Origin of the sequence: Anditalea andensis, from assembly GCF_000714815.1 — a bacterium.
In the GTDB taxonomy this organism is placed as follows: domain Bacteria; phylum Bacteroidota; class Bacteroidia; order Cytophagales; family Cyclobacteriaceae; genus Anditalea; species Anditalea andensis.
The window spans coordinates 467,135-487,151 of sequence record NZ_JMIH01000014.1 but is presented as its reverse complement, the minus strand read 5'-3'; the positions used below and the strand labels follow the sequence as shown (position 1 = coordinate 487,151).

15 protein-coding genes are annotated in these 20,017 nt (G+C 36.9%); 7 read left to right on the top strand and 8 right to left on the bottom strand.

What is annotated here, in order from left to right:
* Positions 1–72 precede the first annotated feature (72 nt).
* Both EL17_RS05690 and EL17_RS05685 read right to left on the bottom strand, forming a co-directional pair.
* Positions 73–1,368 carry a cryptochrome/photolyase family protein gene (locus EL17_RS05690; RefSeq protein ID WP_035071298.1) on the bottom strand — a complete coding sequence of 432 codons (1,296 nt, stop codon included), beginning with the start codon at positions 1,366–1,368 and terminating at the stop codon, positions 73–75.
* A gap of 56 nt (positions 1,369–1,424) precedes the next feature.
* Positions 1,425–6,047, bottom strand: a complete 4,623-nt coding sequence (locus tag EL17_RS05685; protein ID WP_035071296.1) for a translocation/assembly module TamB domain-containing protein — start codon at positions 6,045–6,047, stop codon at positions 1,425–1,427.
* 8 nt (positions 6,048–6,055) lie between these two features.
* Between EL17_RS05685 and tsaD the strand changes: the two genes are divergently transcribed.
* Genes tsaD through EL17_RS05665 form a run of 4 tightly spaced genes read left to right on the top strand, consistent with a single transcriptional unit; the run spans position 6,056 to position 8,824 of the window.
* The gene (gene tsaD, locus EL17_RS05680; RefSeq protein WP_035072105.1) at positions 6,056–7,066 is read left to right on the top strand and encodes a tRNA (adenosine(37)-N6)-threonylcarbamoyltransferase complex transferase subunit TsaD; all 1,011 of its coding nucleotides are present in this window, start codon (positions 6,056–6,058) and stop codon (positions 7,064–7,066) included.
* A 1-nt stretch (position 7,067) separates the two neighbouring features.
* Positions 7,068–7,532: an SsrA-binding protein gene (gene smpB / locus EL17_RS05675; protein ID WP_035072104.1), complete on the top strand. Its 465-nt coding sequence runs from the start codon at positions 7,068–7,070 to the stop codon at positions 7,530–7,532.
* On the top strand, positions 7,498–8,307 hold the full coding sequence (locus tag EL17_RS05670) for a C40 family peptidase (RefSeq protein ID WP_035071294.1): 810 nt from the start codon (positions 7,498–7,500) through the stop codon (positions 8,305–8,307). The genes smpB and EL17_RS05670 overlap by 35 nt, the downstream gene beginning before the upstream one ends.
* Positions 8,308–8,314: 7 nt before the next feature.
* On the top strand, positions 8,315–8,824 hold the full coding sequence (locus EL17_RS05665; protein ID WP_035071292.1) for an HNH endonuclease: 510 nt from the start codon (positions 8,315–8,317) through the stop codon (positions 8,822–8,824).
* 63 nt (positions 8,825–8,887) lie between these two features.
* Here the strand turns inward: EL17_RS05665 and EL17_RS05660 are convergent, their stop codons facing one another.
* Positions 8,888–9,823: a DUF6929 family protein gene (locus EL17_RS05660; protein WP_164674965.1), complete on the bottom strand. Its 936-nt coding sequence runs from the start codon at positions 9,821–9,823 to the stop codon at positions 8,888–8,890.
* Between the two features lie 283 nt (positions 9,824–10,106).
* On the opposite strand from EL17_RS05660, the gene EL17_RS23420 reads away from it, so the two are divergent.
* Complete coding sequence (locus EL17_RS23420; protein ID WP_164674964.1) at positions 10,107–10,325, top strand: hypothetical protein; 219 nt, start codon at positions 10,107–10,109, stop codon at positions 10,323–10,325.
* Positions 10,326–10,703: 378 nt separating this feature from the next.
* Entirely contained in the window at positions 10,704–11,615 is a 912-nt protein-coding gene (locus tag EL17_RS05655) for an SMP-30/gluconolactonase/LRE family protein (RefSeq protein ID WP_035072103.1), read from the top strand.
* Between the two features lie 214 nt (positions 11,616–11,829).
* Here the strand turns inward: EL17_RS05655 and EL17_RS05650 are convergent, their stop codons facing one another.
* The 4 genes from EL17_RS05650 to EL17_RS22535 form a co-directional block, all read right to left on the bottom strand.
* On the bottom strand, positions 11,830–13,263 hold the full coding sequence (locus EL17_RS05650; RefSeq protein ID WP_035071289.1) for a glycosyltransferase family 2 protein: 1,434 nt from the start codon (positions 13,261–13,263) through the stop codon (positions 11,830–11,832).
* Positions 13,264–13,265: 2 nt separating this feature from the next.
* Positions 13,266–14,096, bottom strand: coding sequence for a hypothetical protein (locus tag EL17_RS05645; protein ID WP_035071287.1), 831 nt, complete (start codon positions 14,094–14,096; stop codon positions 13,266–13,268).
* A gap of 28 nt (positions 14,097–14,124) precedes the next feature.
* Positions 14,125–14,496: a response regulator transcription factor gene (locus EL17_RS05640; RefSeq protein ID WP_035071285.1), complete on the bottom strand. Its 372-nt coding sequence runs from the start codon at positions 14,494–14,496 to the stop codon at positions 14,125–14,127.
* Positions 14,497–14,573: 77 nt separating this feature from the next.
* Positions 14,574–18,209 carry a PAS domain-containing protein gene (locus EL17_RS22535; protein WP_051719821.1) on the bottom strand — a complete coding sequence of 1,212 codons (3,636 nt, stop codon included), beginning with the start codon at positions 18,207–18,209 and terminating at the stop codon, positions 14,574–14,576.
* 674 nt (positions 18,210–18,883) lie between these two features.
* Here EL17_RS22535 and EL17_RS05630 point away from each other — a divergent pair.
* Positions 18,884–19,450, top strand: coding sequence for a porin family protein (locus EL17_RS05630; RefSeq protein ID WP_035071283.1), 567 nt, complete (start codon positions 18,884–18,886; stop codon positions 19,448–19,450).
* A 98-nt stretch (positions 19,451–19,548) separates the two neighbouring features.
* On the opposite strand, the gene EL17_RS05625 is transcribed toward EL17_RS05630, so the two are convergent.
* Positions 19,549–19,995, bottom strand: a complete 447-nt coding sequence (locus EL17_RS05625; RefSeq protein WP_035071281.1) for a DinB family protein — start codon at positions 19,993–19,995, stop codon at positions 19,549–19,551.
* Positions 19,996–20,017 lie beyond the last annotated feature (22 nt).

Sequence of the window (20,017 nt, the reverse complement as noted above, 5' to 3'; positions counted from 1 at the left end):
TATATTTTTTTTTCAGCGGTTACATGGAATCCCACATGAGGGCAATATGTGACGATATCGTCAGCTTGGATTTCATTTGTCCAATGCTTTTTTATATACTTCCAGTGCTCTTTTTCTGGCAAATTTATGTTCCACTATGGCGTCTGGATATTTATCTGTTCCATATTCTGGTATCCACTTTTTCACGTATTCTAAATTTTTGTCAAATTTTTTCATTTGGGATTCAGGATTAAATATCCGAAAATAAGGCTGGGCATCTGTACCGGTACCTGCTGCCCACTGCCATCCCCCGTTATTGGAAGAAAGCTCATAATCCAGTAATTTTTCTGCAAAATAAGCCTCTCCCCACCTCCAGTCTATAAGCAGATGTTTGGAAAGAAAACTTGCTGTGACCATCCGGACCCTGTTATGCATATAGCCTGTCGAGTTCATTTGCCGCATACCTGCATCTACCATAGGATAGCCGGTTTTACCTTCGCACCATGCTTGGAATTCTTCCTTATTGTTCTTCCATGTTATTTTATCATACTGAGGTTTAAAGGCTTGATCCACTACCCGGGGATTTTCATCTAAAATCATCATGTAAAACTCTCTCCAAATTAGCTCATTTAAATAAATTTTGTTCAATTCTTCAGCAAAAAGAGCAAGTTTTCTAATGCTTATGGTGCCAAACCTTAAATGTATCCCTAATCTAGACGTACCTTCTATAGCCGGGAAATCTCTTGTCGAGTCATAATTTTTGATCAGTGATTTTTTTACTTTTAAAGTAGGTATCGGTATAGGAGAAGTTTCGAAGCCCAAGTCTTTTAGAGATGGGATAGGCAAAGGGGGGGATGTAAAAAAATTATTTTTCAGAGGCCATGATTCAGGGTTTAAATTAGTTTCATAAAACTTCTGAAGCCATGCTTTACTGTACGGTGTAAATACTTTATAGGTAGTCCCTGAGCCTGATAGGATTTCTCCCTTTTCAAATATCACCTGATCTTTAAAATCCTTAAATTCTATCAGGTTATCGTTAAGATACTTTTTAATTTTAGCATCCCTCTCTTTGGCATATGGTTCATAATCTCTATTAGTATATACCTTAGCTATTTCATATTCTTTAATGAGATCCTTTATTATAGCTATAGGGTCTCCTGTTTTTACTAAAATGGAACTGTTGTGAACTTTTAGTTCTTCATGTATCCTGGATATTTGGTTATGGATAAAAGTGAGTCTGGCATCATGCTTAGGGAGTTCTGCTATGATATTTGTATCAAAAATAAATAAGGGAAGGACCTCTTCATCTGATTTTAGGGCTTCAGATAATCCTGTATTATCTTCTAGACGGAGATCTCTTCTCATCCAAAATAAGGTAATCTTACTCATAATTGGGTTTTATGTTTTATTCATAAAGGAATACATATAATCCCCATATTGTTTAATCAAAGATCATCTTCTTTGCGCCACATGCTAGAAGGTTCTATGATGCGGATCACTGTGGAGTCTGCATTTACGGGTGGAGATTTCCTGTTATCGCTTTCCTCAAAATCATATCTGAGAAAATCATCTATATCGTTTATCCTCAACCTGTCTCTTCGTCTCCTGCCTATCATTTGAAAAAGTTCCTGGAATGAACTGAAAGATAGGGTCTGAGATAAAGATACACCATAAGTTACTACATTAGCAGAGAGATTTAGTGAAGTGAAGGCATTATTAAAATTGTTTCTGTTATATATCCGCATGCGGTATCTTCCGTCTTCAGTAAGGAGATATTCTGCCTGCCAGTCACCGGCTATCGTATTGATGTCTGCATTGCCTTGGAGATCCGTAAAGCCTCCATCTCTCATGACCCTCAGTCTTCCATCTAAAAACGTATACGCTACCCTAAGTTGAAATGTCTCCATGGCGGCCTGGTTTAAACTGGCCAAATCAAAGTCGATTTCCAGGTTTTGGTCCACCTGAGAAATTAAGGAATTAAGCTGTGAAGATATCAGCTGGCTAAGGTTGGAAAAACCCAGTCCTGCTCCTGTAAACTGCCCCTCGGGAGAAAACCTCCTAAGCATTATGAGTGAAAACACCTGACGGTTTTTTTCCTGCTCGTCATTAGCTATTCTATTGCGGAAAGCGGAGATATAGGTTTGGATTTCTCCTTCCGGAAAACCACTGAAGTCAAAGTCAAAACCGATATCAGGTGAAAGTAACTCTCCGCTCATGTCCATAATGACTTTTAGCGGAAACCTTCTTTTAAGTTGGGAATCCATTAAATCAGCTTCGCTCGTCTGGGCAGGTTGAAGGCTAATAAGGGAAACATTTTCCTCATATGTGGCCTTTATGTTCATAATTCCTTCATAAGGATCCCCAAACCAGGTAATTCTGCCTCCCGGTTCTATATTAAATTCTTTATTTATAATATTATATAGTGAGAAATTATATTTGGCATCTACTATCTCATATGTTCCCGTCATCGAAAAATTACCTTGTGTATCTATTCCTAACCTCAAATTGCCACTGCCTCTTCCCTGAATTGATTCTCCTGTGCGGGGATCTATTTGTATTTCAGCATATGCATCAGGAGTAATGTCAAGATTAAAGTTCATCCGGACATTATTGATAGCTAGCTTTTCTACAGTTCTTTCAACTGTTATCTCTTGCAGGGTGTCCCTTACGTTTATGATATTGATATAATCCTCCTTAAACTGCCCGTCCGAGGAGCCTATGGGAATAAATATCCTAGTATTAGGCTGTGTAGTAGCCTGAGCAGTGATGTCTAGATTGTTGGCGGCCCCGAATATATCAAGTTTACCTGTTGCATAGGCCGTCCCATAAAAGAGGTCATTATCTCTGGTGGTAGTGTTTAATACCTGAAAGTTTGACAAATCAGAGCTGATGTCTAGGATAAAATTACTGAACCGGTCATGACTGATGCCACCTCTCAAAATGGCTTTATTACCTCTTACATCGGCTACATCTAATCCACGGAAGCTAATTTCATTAGGTGTAAAATTTATTCCCCCGTTAAGCGTATAGAGAGTGTTCAAATAATTTACCCGGAGCGTTCCTTGGGACAGTCGTCCCAGCCCGGTAACTGATGGTTCTGATAGTTTCCCTGCTATACGCAATTGGCCCGTTATAGTACCTCCCATATCGGATATATAATCAGATAGAAAAGGTTCAGCTACAGAGAGATTGGCTTGGTCAAATTGGGCATTGAGATCCAATTCATCTTCTCTAGTACCCAAATATCCGTGGAGTGTGATGATCTTCCTGTCTTCTCTTAAATTGGATAAATCGAGATAAATGCGTTCATTCTCGCTATCAAAATAGGTGGAAGCCTCTATATCTCCTATCAGAAAATTGTTGATGTGAAAATCGCTTATTTTGATACTTCCATTGACATTTGGTGTTTCAAATATATCTGAAAATGCAAACAGCCCATACGCAATACCCGAAAAATCCCTTCTGTCTAAGGTGTTTAATATAGAAACATCTACTTGTGAAACCTCCAGGCTAAGTACTTCGTCAGATGATACAGCCATCCTTCCATTTAGCGCTAAGTATTGACCATTGTCAAAGATTTTAAGGTTTTCTACTGCAATATTATCTGTGCGGAAAGTGATTAAATTATCAGGGTCAAATTCCCAATATCTATCCAGAATTTTAATGTCGGACGGTTCAAATGAAAGGCTGGTAAGCTCAGGAAAGATGTTTATTTTGCTCCTGATTCGTGCGTAACTTTCTGTATCTGGTTGATTCAGGGCCAAATTTAGATCGATGGCAGACTGATCCCATATCGCCTCCATTATAAAATTATTGAAATTAATGCCGGAGTTAAGTTCCTGATTTCTACTATTAATATAAAAAGATGCCAAAACTTCATCCTCGCGTCTTATTTTAGAGGTATTGAAATCAAAATTATTATCTAGGAACAGATTGCCATTATAATATATGGTATCAATACCTGAAAATAGGTTCAGGATAGTGTTTTCGGAAGTCTGATAAAACGCTCCCTCTATCTTGGTGTTTTGGGAGATAAAGAGAGATGGCTCTATGAGGTTGATAAGGGGATTTGGGTCCCTGAGATCTATATTTATATCAATGTTGTATTCACTATTATCTTCTATAATTACTTTTCTGGTATTGTAATTTTCGGTCTGGTTGGTAAGTAGTCTTACATAATCGTCCCATAGCTGGGTGACATCTCGGGTCAGTTCTTCTACCTGAAAATTACCTGAAATTCCAGCTACCAACAAATCTGAATTAAGTGCTATCAGGCGGCTATCTCCGGTAAAGAGCGATTGGAATAAAAAATTGTCTAAATATAAATTTCTGCCTTCATAACTGATCAGGATATCTTCAAACCTAGCTACCCCTTCTACGTCATCTAAGGTCACTCCTTTGGTATCCAGATCAAAATCACCACTTAAAAACAGTTCCCTGTCTACCAGATTCAGCTGTTGGAGGAAGGCGGTATCCACTCTGGCTACCAGTCTGACACTGTCTCTATTGTCCCTGAGATCCAGTTTTCCCTGTACCTGCATCTTAAGATTGGTGTCATTTATTGTAAGATTACCACTGAAAAGATCTTTGCCATAGGTGGCGTCTGTTTTTACATTGGTATAGTTATAATTATTTATACCTATAGATCTGACATCGGCATTGACTGCCAAAAGTGCTGATTCGACAGACAAGCCAGTGCCTCTGATTTGACCCTGCATGGTCACTTTTTGGAATGCCTTTCTATCCTCCATCAGTATACCTAGATCAAGGTTGCTCAGTTGAATAGAGGCATTGTAAGTAGGGACATTCAGGGCATTGCGGTAATTTAATTTCCCGGATAGATTACCTATGCCTGTTCTAAAATTACCACTGGCACTGAAATTATGAAAATAACCGGTGAAGTCTCCGTCAAAACGGATGTCCCGGAATTTGTTAACTTCTCTTCTCGCTTCGTTAGAGATATATGGTGAGAGATCAGCACTGGTAAGGGTAGAATTCACCAGTGATAGGCGAAAGAATGTTTCATTGACATAAGGAAGGCCTTGGATGGTGAACTCGCCAAACATAGCACTCCGCTCTCCAAACCTAATCAGAAGCTGATCTGATTTAAGGTTGTCGATCCTTCCGGTAATTACCCCACTGAGATATATCTTATCATCAAAATCAGGGATGTTGTCAGAGAAATACCTTAAGTCTTTCAGATCCAGGACAGATTCGGTCAGATGGCCTTCTACATTCACCAGCCGGTTGAAATCGTTTAATGCCCTGACATCATCATAAGTGAATTTTAGATAATTTTTAACTACCGAATCATTGCTTCTCATGAAGAGGTTATCGAATTCCATCCCTGTGTTAGAGTAAATAAAATCAGTGCGTAACTGCTGTACTTCTAATCCTGAAGTTGCTTCTATTCCTCTAAGGCTTTTTACATTAATCGCTACAGTATCCCGTTTGGTGAAAAAATCTTCCCCAATGGCAGTAAGGTTTCTAAATCGGAGTTTCCCATAATCAAAACCCTCCACTATAGGAGCTATCGTATAATCTAGGATGTCTAATGAGGTGCGCTCTAATGAGATTTCGGTTATGGAAAATTTCACAGGTACTTTTTCGCTGGATCTTTCTGAGGGAGATAGGAGGGCGTTGATCCTGGATACGAAGAGGACTATGTTCATTTCTTCATCTATGGGATCAGTTATTATACGAACCGTACCGTTTTTTAACCTTATTTCATCCAATCCCGGATTTTCACTATCAAGAAGTCCCCTAATCGAAAAATCTATATACACATTTTGAAGATTAGCCATCAGGCTATCGTTCTGATCATAGACCACCACATCTTTTAGACTGACGGCATCCCACCACCGGATGTTCACATCACTTATGCTGGTTTTGAACCCTGTATGTGTAGTTATGTATTCGGTCAGATAGGTAGTGATCCTGTTTTGGACCGCTGGTACCTGAAAAAGGGCAGCTATACCCAATAAAAATATAATCAGGAAAAGCGTCACACTCAAAAGCACTTTGAGTGCTTTCGTTAAAATTTGCGTAACTTTCGAATTCTTTTCCAATGAGTGTGATGAAAATTAATATCTTAGCAATAGAGTCATCTTGTGATGAAACGTCAGCTTCGGTCATTTCTGATGGCAAAATACTTAATAATATTGTCGCTACGCAATCTGTACATGAAAAATATGGTGGAGTGGTTCCGGAATTAGCCTCCAGGGCCCACCAGCAGCACCTAGTGCCAGTTATTCAGGAAGCGATCAAAACATCAGGGCTGGATAAAAAGGAGCTGTCCGCAGTAGCTTTTACCAGAGGTCCTGGTCTTATGGGTTCACTATTGGTAGGTGTATCATTTGCCAAGGCATTTGCCTATTCTCTCGGTATCCCCATGATTGAGGTAAACCATATGGAGGCACATATATTGGCGCATTTTATAGATCATCCTGCACCTTTGTTTCCCTTTATTTGTCTTACCGTGAGTGGGGGACATACACAGCTGGTATTGGTTAAAAGCCATCTGGAAATGGAAGTCATAGGCGAAACCTTGGATGATGCAGTAGGGGAAGCTTTTGATAAAACAGCCAAGCTGATGGGGCTTCCATACCCCGGAGGCCCTATGATAGATAAATTTGCTTTAAACGGTGACCCTAAGGCTTATAGTTTCCCGCTTTCGGATATGCCGGATCTTAATTATTCTTTCAGTGGGATAAAAACTGCCGTGCTTTATTTTCTTCGTGATAGACTAAAAGAAAATGCGACATTTATAGATGATAATAAGAACGATATTTGTGCATCCGTCCAGTATACACTTATAAAAATGCTAATGCAGAAGCTGAAAAAGGCTGCAAAAATACACCGGATCAATGAGATAGCCATAGCAGGTGGTGTTTCGGCTAATTTAGGATTAAGGGCTGAATTGGAAAAATTATCCAGTGAGCTTGGGTGGAAAGTGTATATACCAAGCTTTGAATATTGCACTGACAATGCCGCCATGATAGCTATGGCAGCGCATTTTAAATTTTTAAATCAGGAGTTTTGTGGTCTGGATATCAGCCCACTGGCTAAAATGAAAATTGGTAAATAATATGGCCAAAGACAACAGGTTTCAAAAGACCATCAATATAAAAAATAAAAAAGCAGGTTTTGAATTTGAGTTTATAGACAAATTCACAGCAGGTCTGGTGCTGAAAGGTACTGAAATCAAATCTATACGTGAAGGAAAGGTTTCACTTACAGAAGCTTTCTGCTTTTTTAGGAACAATGAACTTTTTATACGTCAGATGCACATCGCGCCCTATTCCTTTGCAGCAAGTTATAATCATGATGCCGTAAGAGAGCGTAAGTTACTTTTGAGCAAAAAAGAATTGGATAAATTGTCAAGGAAATTTGAAGAAAAAGGACTTTCTATCATTCCAGTTCGTATATTTATTAATGACAGAGGACTGGCCAAAATGGAAATAGCCCTGGGGAAAGGCAAAAAACTTCATGATAAGCGACAAGATATCAAAAATAAGGATGCAAAAAGAGACCTCGACAGAATGGCAGACTGAAAGTGAATATGGTGTATGCCGTTTATCAGTGATAAATTTATATGCTGAACCCCGACTGGGGACAGGGCTGATTACCCAATTGCTCTTTGGAGAGACATATGTAGTTTTAGATAGATCTTCCTGTCGCAAATGGTTAAAGGTAGTAGGTACAGATGATACTGGAGAGGGATGGATGGCAGCACTGCAGCATCAAGACGTCAGCCATAAAGAATTTATGCTTTTTAATGACCAAGATTATCAGATAACCTTAGCCCCAATATCTACCATATATTTTAAAGGACAGATTCTCCATTTATTGCCTGGCAGTAACCTTCATGTCAGCCAAAACGAACTTTTTGATATGGGGGAATCCATAAGGTTTACCGGAGAAAGCAGGCCTCAAAGTTTAAAAGCATCCCGTCAGCAAATTTCCCAAATAGCCCTATCATTTTTAAACGTACCTGCTCAGTTTGGCGGCAGGAGTTTTTTTGGTATAGGAGCAGGGGCATTTGTCCACCTAGTCTTTAAGATAGGAGGTTACAGTTTTCCAAGATTTCTTTCTCAGATAATTCTGAAAGGTAAATTAATGAATCCGGAAGGTGCTCTGCCGGGTGATATCTTGATATTTGCAAATGACCGAAAAGTTCACGATCATGTAGGCATTTACTTGGGAGAGGGAGAAATGATCCATGTAAATGGCAAAGTCACCAGAAATAAGGTAAACCTGAATGGGGCAAGTGTGGATAAAAACATTTCACCATATTGGCACGTACATGAAATCAGAAATATAATGTAGTATACTGATGGAAAAGAAGGTTCTTGTGCTGAATTTAGATCACACGCCAGTGGCAGTAGTCACAGCCCAAAAAGCCTTTGTACTGACTTTTCTGGAGAAGGCATCCCCTCTTGCTACTTATGAATACCTTACCATCCGCACAGTAGACAGAGAATATGTCTACCCTGCGGTGATCCGTCTTCAGGAATACAAAAATATTCCCTTTAAAGGGGTAATGCTGAATAGGAATAATCTTTTTAAAAGGGACCAAAACCAATGTCAGTATTGTGGGTCTACTAGGCATCTTACTATTGACCATGTCATTCCTAAATCTAAAGGAGGCAAAACCAACTGGATGAACCTGGTCACCGCTTGCCATCGCTGCAATACCCAAAAAGGGGACCGCACTCCTGAACAAGTCGGGCTCAAGTTAAACAATCCTCCCTTCAGGCCTACGCTAAGTCATTTTCTTGCTGAATATGCTCATAAGAATGCCATAGAATGGATGCCGTTTCTTGGTGTTAAGGAAAAAATATAAACAAATTGCCATGTAAGGTAACTAGGTAATGGTGTTTAGGATGCTTTACGACAAAAACGGGTTTTACCATATCAAATGCCCTTTTAATAATAGTGATTCTCCGCCATCACTGTCGGTTACCAATAATATTTCAATCTTACTTTCAGAGATTTTATTTAGGACCGTGACCGATTCAACTTTTATTTTCATAGGCTGGTTTCTATCCTCAATGAGGAAATGTTTTACTCCTTCATCCAATCGATCCAGATCAATCATACAGATGAAACTTCCAAGCACTTCTCCATCATCATAAGCGTTTGGTGTATCTTCCACAGAGGTGGTAAATATCAAAGTAGAGGTCTCAGGTATCACAGTAGCTCCCGAAAAGCCGGAAACAAAACCATTTATCTTTGGTAATTCCAGTTCTTTAACAGATGGTGGAGGATAAGGGGCTTTGCTATTTAAAAATCGGAGAAACTCCTCATAGTCATATATGAAAATAAGATTTTTTCCCCTGTTGAACAACATCAGTTTGTTTTCATATAGGGCTACTGCCTCTATATTCAACTCATAACCACGCAGTATTTTGTTATCCCTGAGTTGATTATAAAAAGATACCAGATTATAAGTTTTTATTACGGGCTGCTCTGCCAAGGTGACATGGATAAAAATATCCCTTTGTGGGCTTTTGGAACCTGAACCAAATATCAATACTTCGTCATCAACTTTCCCTTTGACCAGTTCCAAAGCTTCAAAATCTGGTTTTATACTTTTTGCTATTTCTCCGTCTTTGTAATTGTCTAATGGATAAATCGGGATTTTGCTTAAGGGTTTGGCAGTATGGTCAAGTAGATATAGGTAGGGGGAATTATCTCCTATGATTAGCATATGTTTCTCATGGATACCTATTCCTGAGGCCGCCGGTATATTTTCTAAGGTGGTGATTTCGCTAAGTTTAAAATTCATGTCAGGCCGATCACAGGAAAAGGTTAAAATAGCTAAAAGTATTAAGCGGTTCATTTTCATTATATTATCTTTTACTAAAATAAAGATAATTAGAGAAGAAAGACTTAAAATACTTTTGGTAATTTTTGATTAAAACAAAATCCTGATTATAACCATGGATATCATGAAAGCTTATTTGTAATACAAAATACATTGTTAGAAATATTATTTTACAAATACTATTATTATAAATTATTATTTTAATAATTTTATTTTTATAGAATTATTAGATGGTGTATGTGTTTGTAGCTATCTTGTACCTATCCAACAGATCTGGATTAAATTAATTAAAAATATTATGAAAATTACTTATTTATTCTTCGCATTTGCTTTGATATGGACAATGGGATGCAATGACCAGCCTGTAAAAGAGACCAAAACAGAAACGGTCAAAGTGATAGAAGTGGAGAAAGCTCCCGTCAAGGAAGCATCAGAAACAACTATCTCTGTAAGGCCTAATGGTGGATCAGTCAAAACAAAAAAAATTGACGTAAAAGTAGAAACCAATATTAAGTAGCTATAAAATCCGGACTTAAGCCCGGATTGTTTATTTTTTTAACTGCTGTTTTGGCACATAGCTTCTATTAACTCCATACTCCATATCTCTTCTCTTTGATATAAAAACACTGTTAGTAATGCTATCATTTGATATCAATAAATACGTTCCCTCCGTTATTTGTATAGCTTCCGCTTTCCGCTTGGCTGTTTAAGCAATGAATAATTTCTTCATCCGGCCTATTTTGCATTTCCTTATTATCTTTTAGATAAAGAGAATATCCGTAAGCATATTAAATTAGATCTTTATAAAGTGATTTAAAATTATTTTATGAAAAGCAATAAAAGTAGATTATCTTTCGCACTTCCAAATACTTATTTTACCCAGAAGCATCCATTAATGACCAAAGCCCTAACCCTTATCTGCTTGTTTATCATCACGGTATCATTTGATAGTAATGCCCAGGTAATAGATAAAAAAAACCTTATAGCCAAAAAAGCCATATTGCAAAAGGTATCCGATGATTTTGAATTTACAGAAGGACCTGCTGTACACCGTACAGGAGATGTATATTTTACAGATCAGCCAAATAATAAAATTATTAAATGGTCATTCGAAACCGGAGAAACATCTGTTTTTATAGAAGATGCAGGCAGATCTAACGGCATGTTCTTTGATCGAAAGGGGAATTTGATTACTGCCGCAGATATGGAAAACCAGCTTTGGTCTTTAGATGAAAAGGGCAATAAAACTGTCTTAATAGAAAATTTCAGAGGCCAGAGATTAAATGGACCCAATGATCTATGGGTGGCGCCAAATGGGGGGATTTATATTACAGACCCTCTGTATAAAAGAGACTATTGGACTAGGGATCCTGAAATGAAACAAGATGGAGAACATTTATATTACCTAAGTCCAGACCGGATCCAGTTTTTTAGAGTAGATGAAAACCTTGTAAAACCTAATGGTATAATAGGTACTCCTGATAATAAAAAGCTTTATGTAGCAGATATAGGTGATGATAAAACGTATGTATATGATATAGAGGAGGATGGCTATCTCAAAAACAGGCGACTTTTTGTAGAAATGGGGTCTGATGGAATGACAGTAGACCATCGGGGCAATGTTTACTTAACAGGGAAAAAAGGGGTCACGGTATTTAATCCCAAGGGAGAGCTGATAGCCCAAATTCCTGTAGATGAAGATTGGACAGCGAATGTGGTTTTTGGAGGTCCGATGAGAAAGACTTTATTTATAACAGCTATGGGTTCAGTTTATACCCTGGAAATGAAGGTACGAGGAACCCACTAAACCAAATATTTATAAATCGGCGATTATTTCTGTAGGAAAATGGGTATGATTTGAATTGACTTAGAAAGATACTGGGATTGATTATGCCTGATGGAAGCTTTATATGCCAGATTTAGGTACCTATATCATAAAGATTTCAGCTACTATAAAACCAATAGATTTTTTTTAATCTGGGACGTTAAGATCTTTTTATGGGAAACAGCATATTTAACCGCTATTGTTTTTTCTGAAATCCCTGTCTGGTCATATCCCCCCATGTTTTTTTACCTTTTATCTTTTCCCAATATCCTATTAAGGCGGCGTATACGGCCAAAGGGTGAAAATACAGCGGCTCTATTAAAGCAGCTGCAAACAGTTTTAAGAAATCTTTTATCCGGGGATATTTGTGATAAGTGAGTTCTTCTCCCAACAGGGCCAATAAAGAAAACATAGTCGCAAATATGTAAACAAATAAAAACAGTAGTAAGAATATTTTCCAATTGAGTATACCCAATATGACAAAAATTAAAGTAACTAATAGTCCTACAAATTCAATCAATGGAGCAAGAAATTCAAAGAAGGTCCAATATGGCACACTGATCATCCCTAATATTTTATATTTAGGGTTAAAAAACATTTTACGATGAATCCATAAGGTTTCTATAGTACCTCTCATCCATCTGCTGCGCTGTTTTTTAAATATGGCAGCATTATCGGGGGCCTCTGTCCAGCATAATGGATCGGGGATATAGGAGACGGTATATGGAATATTCCTTTCCAACATGTACCTTCTCATTCTGACGACCAGTTCCATGTCTTCTCCCACTGTTTTTGTATTGTAACCGCCAGCCTTTATGGCAATTTCCCTATCAAACGCTCCAAATGCTCCACTAATTAAAAGTAATCCATCCAGTCTTTCCCAAGCCATTCTTCCCAAAAGAAATGCCCGCAGGTATTCCAATACTTGGATTCTTGGAAGTAACTTATTTGGTACATTTACATCTATTAATCTGCCATCCTCTATGGTGCATTGATTGGCTATTCTTACTACACCTCCTGTAGCTATTACCTTTTTATCTATAGATTCTAGAAAGGGTTTTGCAAGCTTTAGTAGAGAATCTTTATCCAATATACAATCTACATCTATGCATACGGCATAGGGGTGTTTAGCTATATTCAAGCCCACGTTAAGGGCATCTGCCTTTCCCCCGTTTTCTTTATCGACTACGGTTAATTTTTTAAATGCAGCGTTTTTAGACCGATATATTCCCCGTATTGCTTTAGTGGTTATGGGTGTTTCATGGTCCAGATCCTTCTTTATCAAATCATAGGTGCTGATCAGCATGTCCATGGAGTTGTCTTTGCTTCCGTCATTTACCACTATGACTTCATAATTGTTATAATTCAGGGAAAGTAAAGATTTAACATTTTCCTCTATAGTAAGACCCTCATTATATGCGGGAGCTATTAAAGATAAATAGGGAGCCTGCTGACTGGATAGCAATATTTCATAATCAATGAAACTGTTTTTTTTGATATATTCCTTAAGCTCTATAAAGGAAAGAACGGCTAAAACCAAGTATGAGGACATAATCAGAATAGCATAAAGCAAAATCAGTAAAAGGTAGATGTTTACCATAGCGGTAATTTCAGCTGTAAAAAATGTCATGACTATGTATTGCTAGATTTGATTGCGGTGAGCGTTAATTGGCCCTCTTGTTTTAGATAAACATTATCAGTAGTACTTATCATCCTGATGATATCCAAGTTATGCTGTGATAAATGAAGTGACTGAATAATTTTTAATCCTAGACTTACTACAGTATCATTTTTTGAAGTCAATAGTATTTCGATTCCCTCAGTTAACCTTAGATCCCCATGCTTTATGGCGTCAATAATGGAAAGTTGTGACCATTGGTCCAGCGGGTCTTTATGCCTGATCAGGTGGGTGATACCTTTGGTACCATTTAATTTGATACAGCCTTTAATCGCCGCTATCTTCAGTAGTTTGTTTGATGATTTGGAAGTATCTACCAAATGTTCAAATACCGTAACCACATTCATTTCTGACAGTTCTTCTATAGCTAGACATTGAATTTCCCATCGTGCATTCTTTAGTTTTCTAAAAGAATCTGTGATCAAATGAGATTCGAGATAAAATTTTTCAAGCTTTTTCGCATATGATCCTTCATAATTCTTATGTAGGTTGATAATATTAGCCATCATTTGTTTTCTGAAAACCGTATTATTGAAAAGTGAAGAATAGTGTGGGTCGTTATTAAATGTGCTATAACTCCCTGTATCAAAAAGTACATTTAATAACATAGGCTCAATTAGCCTGTCATATTGCAGGATAAATTTTTGTTCTTTTATATGTGTATGCCTTGTCCATATTATGATGGCAAGAAGTGTCACACTGCCAAATAGTAATATACCTATGGCGTAGATCAAAAAAGGGACTACCCAAACTTTACTTTGATATAGATTCCAAAAAAATTCCATTATAGTATATGTACCATGGGAAATATTGTTAGTTGTCTGAAGATTTGCTGATCAATCGTTTCATTCTCACCAGCAGTACTGCCGGGCTCACTGGTTTGGGGATAAATTCATTGGCCCCTATATCAAATGAATCTAGCTCAGTCTGTTCTATATTGGAGGATGTAAAGATAATAATGGGGATGTTTGATAATAATTTGGTACGTACATATTGGGTTATTTCCATTCCGCTGATTCCGGGCATATTAATATCAGTGAGGATTATAGTATATGGTTTGCTTTTAATAGCTTCCAGGGCCTCTTTTCCATTAGAAAACTGATCCACGTCGAAACCTTCTGTTTGTAAATAGAATGACAATGATTTTCTCAAAAGATCATTGTCCTCTGCTAATAAAATTTTCATGATTCTATGTGTTTTAGCAATAAGTTAGGTGTAATACCTATCATCTTGCCTATTTAGAATAAGCATTAACCTCCTTATTATGATGAGATAGAGCTATAATGTATGCGTTTTAATTCTTCTAACTGATTAGATATTAATGGGATTTCGGACATCATCTTGTCAAAGGCCAGCATAGTATCTGCTGTAAAATGAAAGGAATTATCAAGATGAATGGCCTGAGCCTCTTTTTCTATCAAAGAACAAGTTTCCACTAGTTCATTTAAAGAGAATAAAGAAAGTGTAGATTTAAGTCCGTGTGAGATGTCTCTTATCATGACATAATCTTCCTTTTCAAAAGCCTCATTCAAACTTGTCATATCCGAAGCCACTTGCGGTATGAAAAGTTCTATCATTTCCTTTTCAAAATCTAAGTTTCCTGCAGAGAGCTCTTTGAGATAAGTTAAATCGATTTTGAGCTGATAAATAGCGTCTTTTGTCTGCAGCTTATCTTTTACAGATGACCTCGATTTAATAGCGGCAAGGATATTTTTAAGCAACTCATCTTGTCTAAATGGTTTTGGAACGTAGGCGTCCATACCCATTTCAAAACACTTTTGCCTTTCTCCAATCAGAGAATGTGCCGTCATCGCTATGATGGGGATATCTAATTTTAATTCTTCTCTGATGGCAATAGTTGTCTGGTATCCATCTTTAATCGGCATCTGAAGATCCATCAGCACTAGATCATACCTGTTACGCTGCAATTTTTCTAAACCCTCTTCCCCGTTGTCAGCTATGTCTATTTCAAAACCAAAGTTCTCAAGCACTTTAAAAGCCAAGCGTTGATTAATTATGTTATCTTCACACAGCAATATTGATAATTTTCCGTATGGATTATTTATCGGTAATACTTGACGGTTTTCCTTTAGCTGTTCCTGAATTACTTTTTTAAATTCCAGGGAGAAATAAAAATCAGAACCAACATTAATTAAGCTTTTTACTTTAAGTTCACCTTGTTGGAGTTCAATCAGCTGTTTGGAGATATTCAATCCTAATCCTGTGCCCCCAAAATTTCTGGTAGTACTTTCCTCTCCCTGGGAAAATCTCTCGAAAATACAGGTTAGTTTTTCATTTGATATACCTATACCTGTATCCTTTATGGAAAATTTGATGGTAACGGTCTGCTCTGTTTCCTTGATTTTTTTGACAAGAATGTTAACCTCACCTTGATTGGTAAATTTGATAGCATTTCCGGCCAAGTTCATGACGATCTGGTTTAGACGCCCTTTATCTCCCACTATCATATCAGGCATATCCGCATCTAAAAAAAGGTTGAAATTCAAGCCTTTTTCTTTGGATTTCACATGCAATAGATCATATACATGTTTTAGCGTAGTTTTTACGTTAAATGGATGTGCATCTATGACGAGTTTGCCCGACTCAATTTTCGAAAGATCCAAAATATCATTAATTAATAGCAATAGATTTTCACCGGCCATTTTGACATTTCCAACATAATCTTTTTGATCCTCATCTAAGGGTGACATAGATAGCAAATCTGTAAAACCTATGATGGCATTCATAGGAGTACGGATTTCATGACTCATATTGGCCAGGAAGTTATCTTTCATTTTAACTGCCTGCTCCGCCAGTTTTTTGGCATTTATCAGATCTGATTCTACTTTCTTTTTTAGGGTGTAATCTTCTGCCACACATAGATATCCAAGTACATTTCCCTCTTTGTCCCCAATGCAGGTAACGCTCAGCCATACAGGAATTCTTTTTCCATATTTAGAAATATAAGTCCATTCGTTGGCATCGGCCTTTTTTTCCAGCCGAGGTTTATAGGTTAATGTTTCGGAGAGTGGTATAGCCGTACCATACACTGTGGCGATCTTTCTGTTATGGGCTACCAACTCCGATTTGTCATGGAATAATAGGGGCTTGGCCTTATTTAAGATTTCCTCTTCTTTATATTCCAGAAGTGACAGACATGCCTTATTGATCATTTTAATATTCCCCTCTATATCGGTAAATATGATGCCATAGCTAGCCCCATCAAAGATGGATTTTTGGGTCTTTAGTAAATTAATAATTTTTTGGGAGCGTTGAATCTTTTCAGTGATATCAGACTCAATGGCTATAAAATTTATAAGCTCATGGTCGTCATCAAATACTGGGGTGATTTTGATCTGTATCCAATATTTTTCTCCAGATTTATTTTTGTTTAAAATCGCGCCCGAAAAAGGGATTTGATTTTCAATCGCATTTTTTATCTGTGCTTTAGTGTTTTTATCAGCTTCTTCATCTGTTAAAAATTTGAAAAGCTTAAGGCCACTTATCTCATTTAATTTGTATTGGGTAAGTCGTTCAAATGGTTCGTTTACCCATTGGATTCTACTGTATTTATCAGTGATAATGATGATGTTACTGGTGTTTTTTGCTACAAGAGAAAGCCGCTTATTATCTTCATCTATTTTTCTGCTTTGGGTCACATCCCTTGCTGTGGCATATACCATTCCGGTATCTGAATTTGGGGAAGCATTCCAACTTAATAGTAGGTGTTTTCCATCTTTACATATATACCGGTTTTGAAAGCTTATACTATAAACGTTTTGTTTTAGTTTTTCAAATTCTTTTATCGTAGCTGGAATATCCTCCTTGTGAACAAAATTTATGATAGGTTGGGATAAAAGCTCTTGCAGGCTGTATCCAAGTGCTTTGGAAAAGGTGGGTGAAACTTTCTCAAAAAAACCATCAGGGTTAGCTATACATAAGAAATCGGAGGATAAGTTAAAGAATTGATCTATTTTATTTTCCTCAAGTTTTTGACTGGTTATGTCACGTTTAAAGGAGATGTATTTATGTGCTTTCCCTTTTTCATTGAGGTATGGTACAATGATACTTTCTTCCCAATAATATGAACCGTTTTTTGCTTGGTTTTTGATTTCACCTTTCCATACAGAACCTGCCTTTATTGTAGCCCATAAGTGCTTAAAATAGTCTTCATTATGAAAGCCAGAATCGATTACTTTATGGGTTTTGCCCAGTAGTTCTTCGCGTGAATATTTAGAGATTTCGCAAAATTTGTCGTTTACATAAATGATGATTCCTTGGTCATTGGTGATGGCCACACTCGATGTTTCATCTAAGGCGAACTTATAACTTTCCAGTTCTTGTTGTATTCCTAGCAGGGCTTTTTCAGCCAATTTTTTAAATTCATCCTTCAGGCCAGTACTTTGCCTTCTTTGTTCCAGAAGATTCATCACATGTTTGGCCAGGGTGGTCAGAGCTAGCTTTTGCTCTTCATTTAATGTTTTGGGTTCCGTATCCAGTACACATAATACTCCTATATTCTCTCCTTCGGGGGTAGTTAATGGAGTGCCTGCATAAAAACGTATTTCAGGGCTGGATTTTACCGCTGCAAAATTCTTGAAGATCTCGTGTTCGGATGTATTTTGCACTTCATATACGGAATCACCCATGATGGTGTATTGACAGAAACTGGTCTCCCTGGGAGCTTCGGTCCCTTCCAATCCAAATGTAGATTTATGCCACTGTCTTTTTTCATCTATAAATGAAATTAAAGCTATAGGTACTTTGCAAATAAATGAAGCAAGTTTTGTGATGTTGTCAAACTCTTCTTCAGAAAAAGTATCTAGTACATTATAGCTGAGCAAAGCTTCTAATCTTTCCTTTTCATTATTTGGAATTGGGTGTATGCGTTCGGCCATTATCTGGTGTTTTCAAAATAATAGGCACCCAAACTATGACTAAATATATAATATACTCTGATTATGATCTTCTTATATATCTTTTGGTCACTCTTAGAACCTGTGCCTCTTGAGACAAAAGTATTTATAATTTCTGGGAGAAATCCTACTTAACAGGAAAAATATAAGGTTAAAAATAAGATTATTTTAAGGTAAAATTTGGACTACTCTAATTTGTATTTAAGTACTTGATTAATGAATTTTGTCAAATTCTAACGCATTCATTTTTGTGGTAAACGTAAACAGAGGTGTGGTGGAAGAATTAGGTTTTTATAGTAATTGGAAGTTTTTACATGGTTTATAAGAATATTATAGCGTACTAATTTTTCATCCGTATGTAAATCTTGGAATTACTCATATATTCTAATAGCTGGGAGGATAATAGTTTTTACGTTTTAAACCTAATAAAGGGTAAATGCTTCATTTTTATAAATGATATTATTACTATAAATTATTGGATGAGAATAGTTTACTCCTTATTGCCTTTAAAAATACTCAGGATCATGAATTAAGGCATCAAAAATGCTAAAGGAAGATTTGTATACTTTATTATAGGCATTTATACGGCAGTATTAATTGAATATGATGTAATGTGACCATCCAACTTAAATTTAAACCAAACAATTCTATAGATTATGAGAAATTATTTTATCGTATTTTTAATGACAGTAACCTTTTCAGGAGCAATTCATGCCCAGAGTGTAAACATAGGAGTAAAGGGTGGATTGAATGTTTATAATCTTAGCGGCCAGAATGATTTTAGTTCTAAGGCAGGAGTCCATATTGGAGTACTGGGCCATATACACATGGCAGAACACTGGGCTTTTCAACCTGAGTTAATGTATTCTTCTCAAGGAACCAGATATGCAGATGGAGATAATAGGTTTAATCTGGATTATCTTAATGTGCCTCTATTAGTTCAATATATGTTTGACAATGGATTTAGATTACAGGCGGGACCTCAAGTCGGTTTTTTGTTGAATGCTAACAACAGCATAGCAGGAAATGAAATTAATGTCAAAGAAGATTTTAAAAATATTGACTTAGGAGTATCAGTAGGGGGCAGTTATGTGCACCCCCCATCTGGATTTGGTGTGGATGCAAGATATAATATCGGTCTTACCACTATCAGTGAAAACAATACCTATAAAAATAATGGGTTTCAGTTAGGTTTGTTCTATTTGTTTAACCACAGGAATTGATCCTATCTAGATATACCTTTATATTTTGACTACTTTAATGATACTGTCAGCTATTAATGAGCTGGCAGTATGGTTTTAAAGAAACTGTCCTGATTTTTTTAATTAATCTCTAACATTCTCCTTAAGTAATTGATTTGTCCCAAATGATATGATAAGTGGGTTGTTAGATGTATCAGAAAATAGGTATTTGTCATTTCAAAACCAAGTACATCTTCTATGTAAGGCTGGTCTAAAATATCAGGGTCCATATTGCTAAGAGAGATGATTATGATCTGTTTTGTTTCTTGAATTTCCTCAAGCAACTTGCTTTTGGGGATATTCCTGCATGTGAATTCAAATTCCCGGTCTCTCTGATATGGAAACTGACCAATGTTTTTACCTATGTAGGTTTTTAGATTACCTATCAGGTGCATGCATAAGTTTCCGGATGAATTGGTTATACCACCTTTGGTGACCCATAGATTTTCCTCTTTATGAAATTGCTCGATTTCAAATGAAAGCTTATCTATATCTCGCTCAATTATTTTTAGTATTGCTGCCAGCATTATTTTATAGTACAAAATATTA

Bases quoted from the DNA above. Each gene is read 5' to 3' on its own strand.
- EL17_RS05690 (WP_035071298.1), bottom strand. From the start codon at position 1,368: ATGAGTAAGATTACCTTATTTTGGATGAGAAGAGATCTCCGTCTAGAA.
- tsaD (WP_035072105.1), top strand. From the start codon at position 6,056: ATGAAAATTAATATCTTAGCAATAGAGTCATCTTGTGATGAAACGTCA.
- smpB (WP_035072104.1), top strand. From the start codon at position 7,068: ATGGCCAAAGACAACAGGTTTCAAAAGACCATCAATATAAAAAATAAA.
- EL17_RS05670 (WP_035071294.1), top strand. From the start codon at position 7,498: ATGCAAAAAGAGACCTCGACAGAATGGCAGACTGAAAGTGAATATGGT.
- EL17_RS05665 (WP_035071292.1), top strand. From the start codon at position 8,315: ATGGAAAAGAAGGTTCTTGTGCTGAATTTAGATCACACGCCAGTGGCA.
- EL17_RS05660 (WP_164674965.1), bottom strand. From the start codon at position 9,823: ATGAACCGCTTAATACTTTTAGCTATTTTAACCTTTTCCTGTGATCGG.
- EL17_RS23420 (WP_164674964.1), top strand. From the start codon at position 10,107: ATGAAAATTACTTATTTATTCTTCGCATTTGCTTTGATATGGACAATG.
- EL17_RS05655 (WP_035072103.1), top strand. From the start codon at position 10,704: ATGACCAAAGCCCTAACCCTTATCTGCTTGTTTATCATCACGGTATCA.
- EL17_RS05650 (WP_035071289.1), bottom strand. From the start codon at position 13,263: ATGACATTTTTTACAGCTGAAATTACCGCTATGGTAAACATCTACCTT.
- EL17_RS05645 (WP_035071287.1), bottom strand. From the start codon at position 14,096: ATGGAATTTTTTTGGAATCTATATCAAAGTAAAGTTTGGGTAGTCCCT.
- EL17_RS05640 (WP_035071285.1), bottom strand. From the start codon at position 14,496: ATGAAAATTTTATTAGCAGAGGACAATGATCTTTTGAGAAAATCATTG.
- EL17_RS22535 (WP_051719821.1), bottom strand. From the start codon at position 18,209: ATGGCCGAACGCATACACCCAATTCCAAATAATGAAAAGGAAAGATTA.
- EL17_RS05630 (WP_035071283.1), top strand. From the start codon at position 18,884: ATGAGAAATTATTTTATCGTATTTTTAATGACAGTAACCTTTTCAGGA.
- EL17_RS05625 (WP_035071281.1), bottom strand. From the start codon at position 19,995: ATGCTGGCAGCAATACTAAAAATAATTGAGCGAGATATAGATAAGCTT.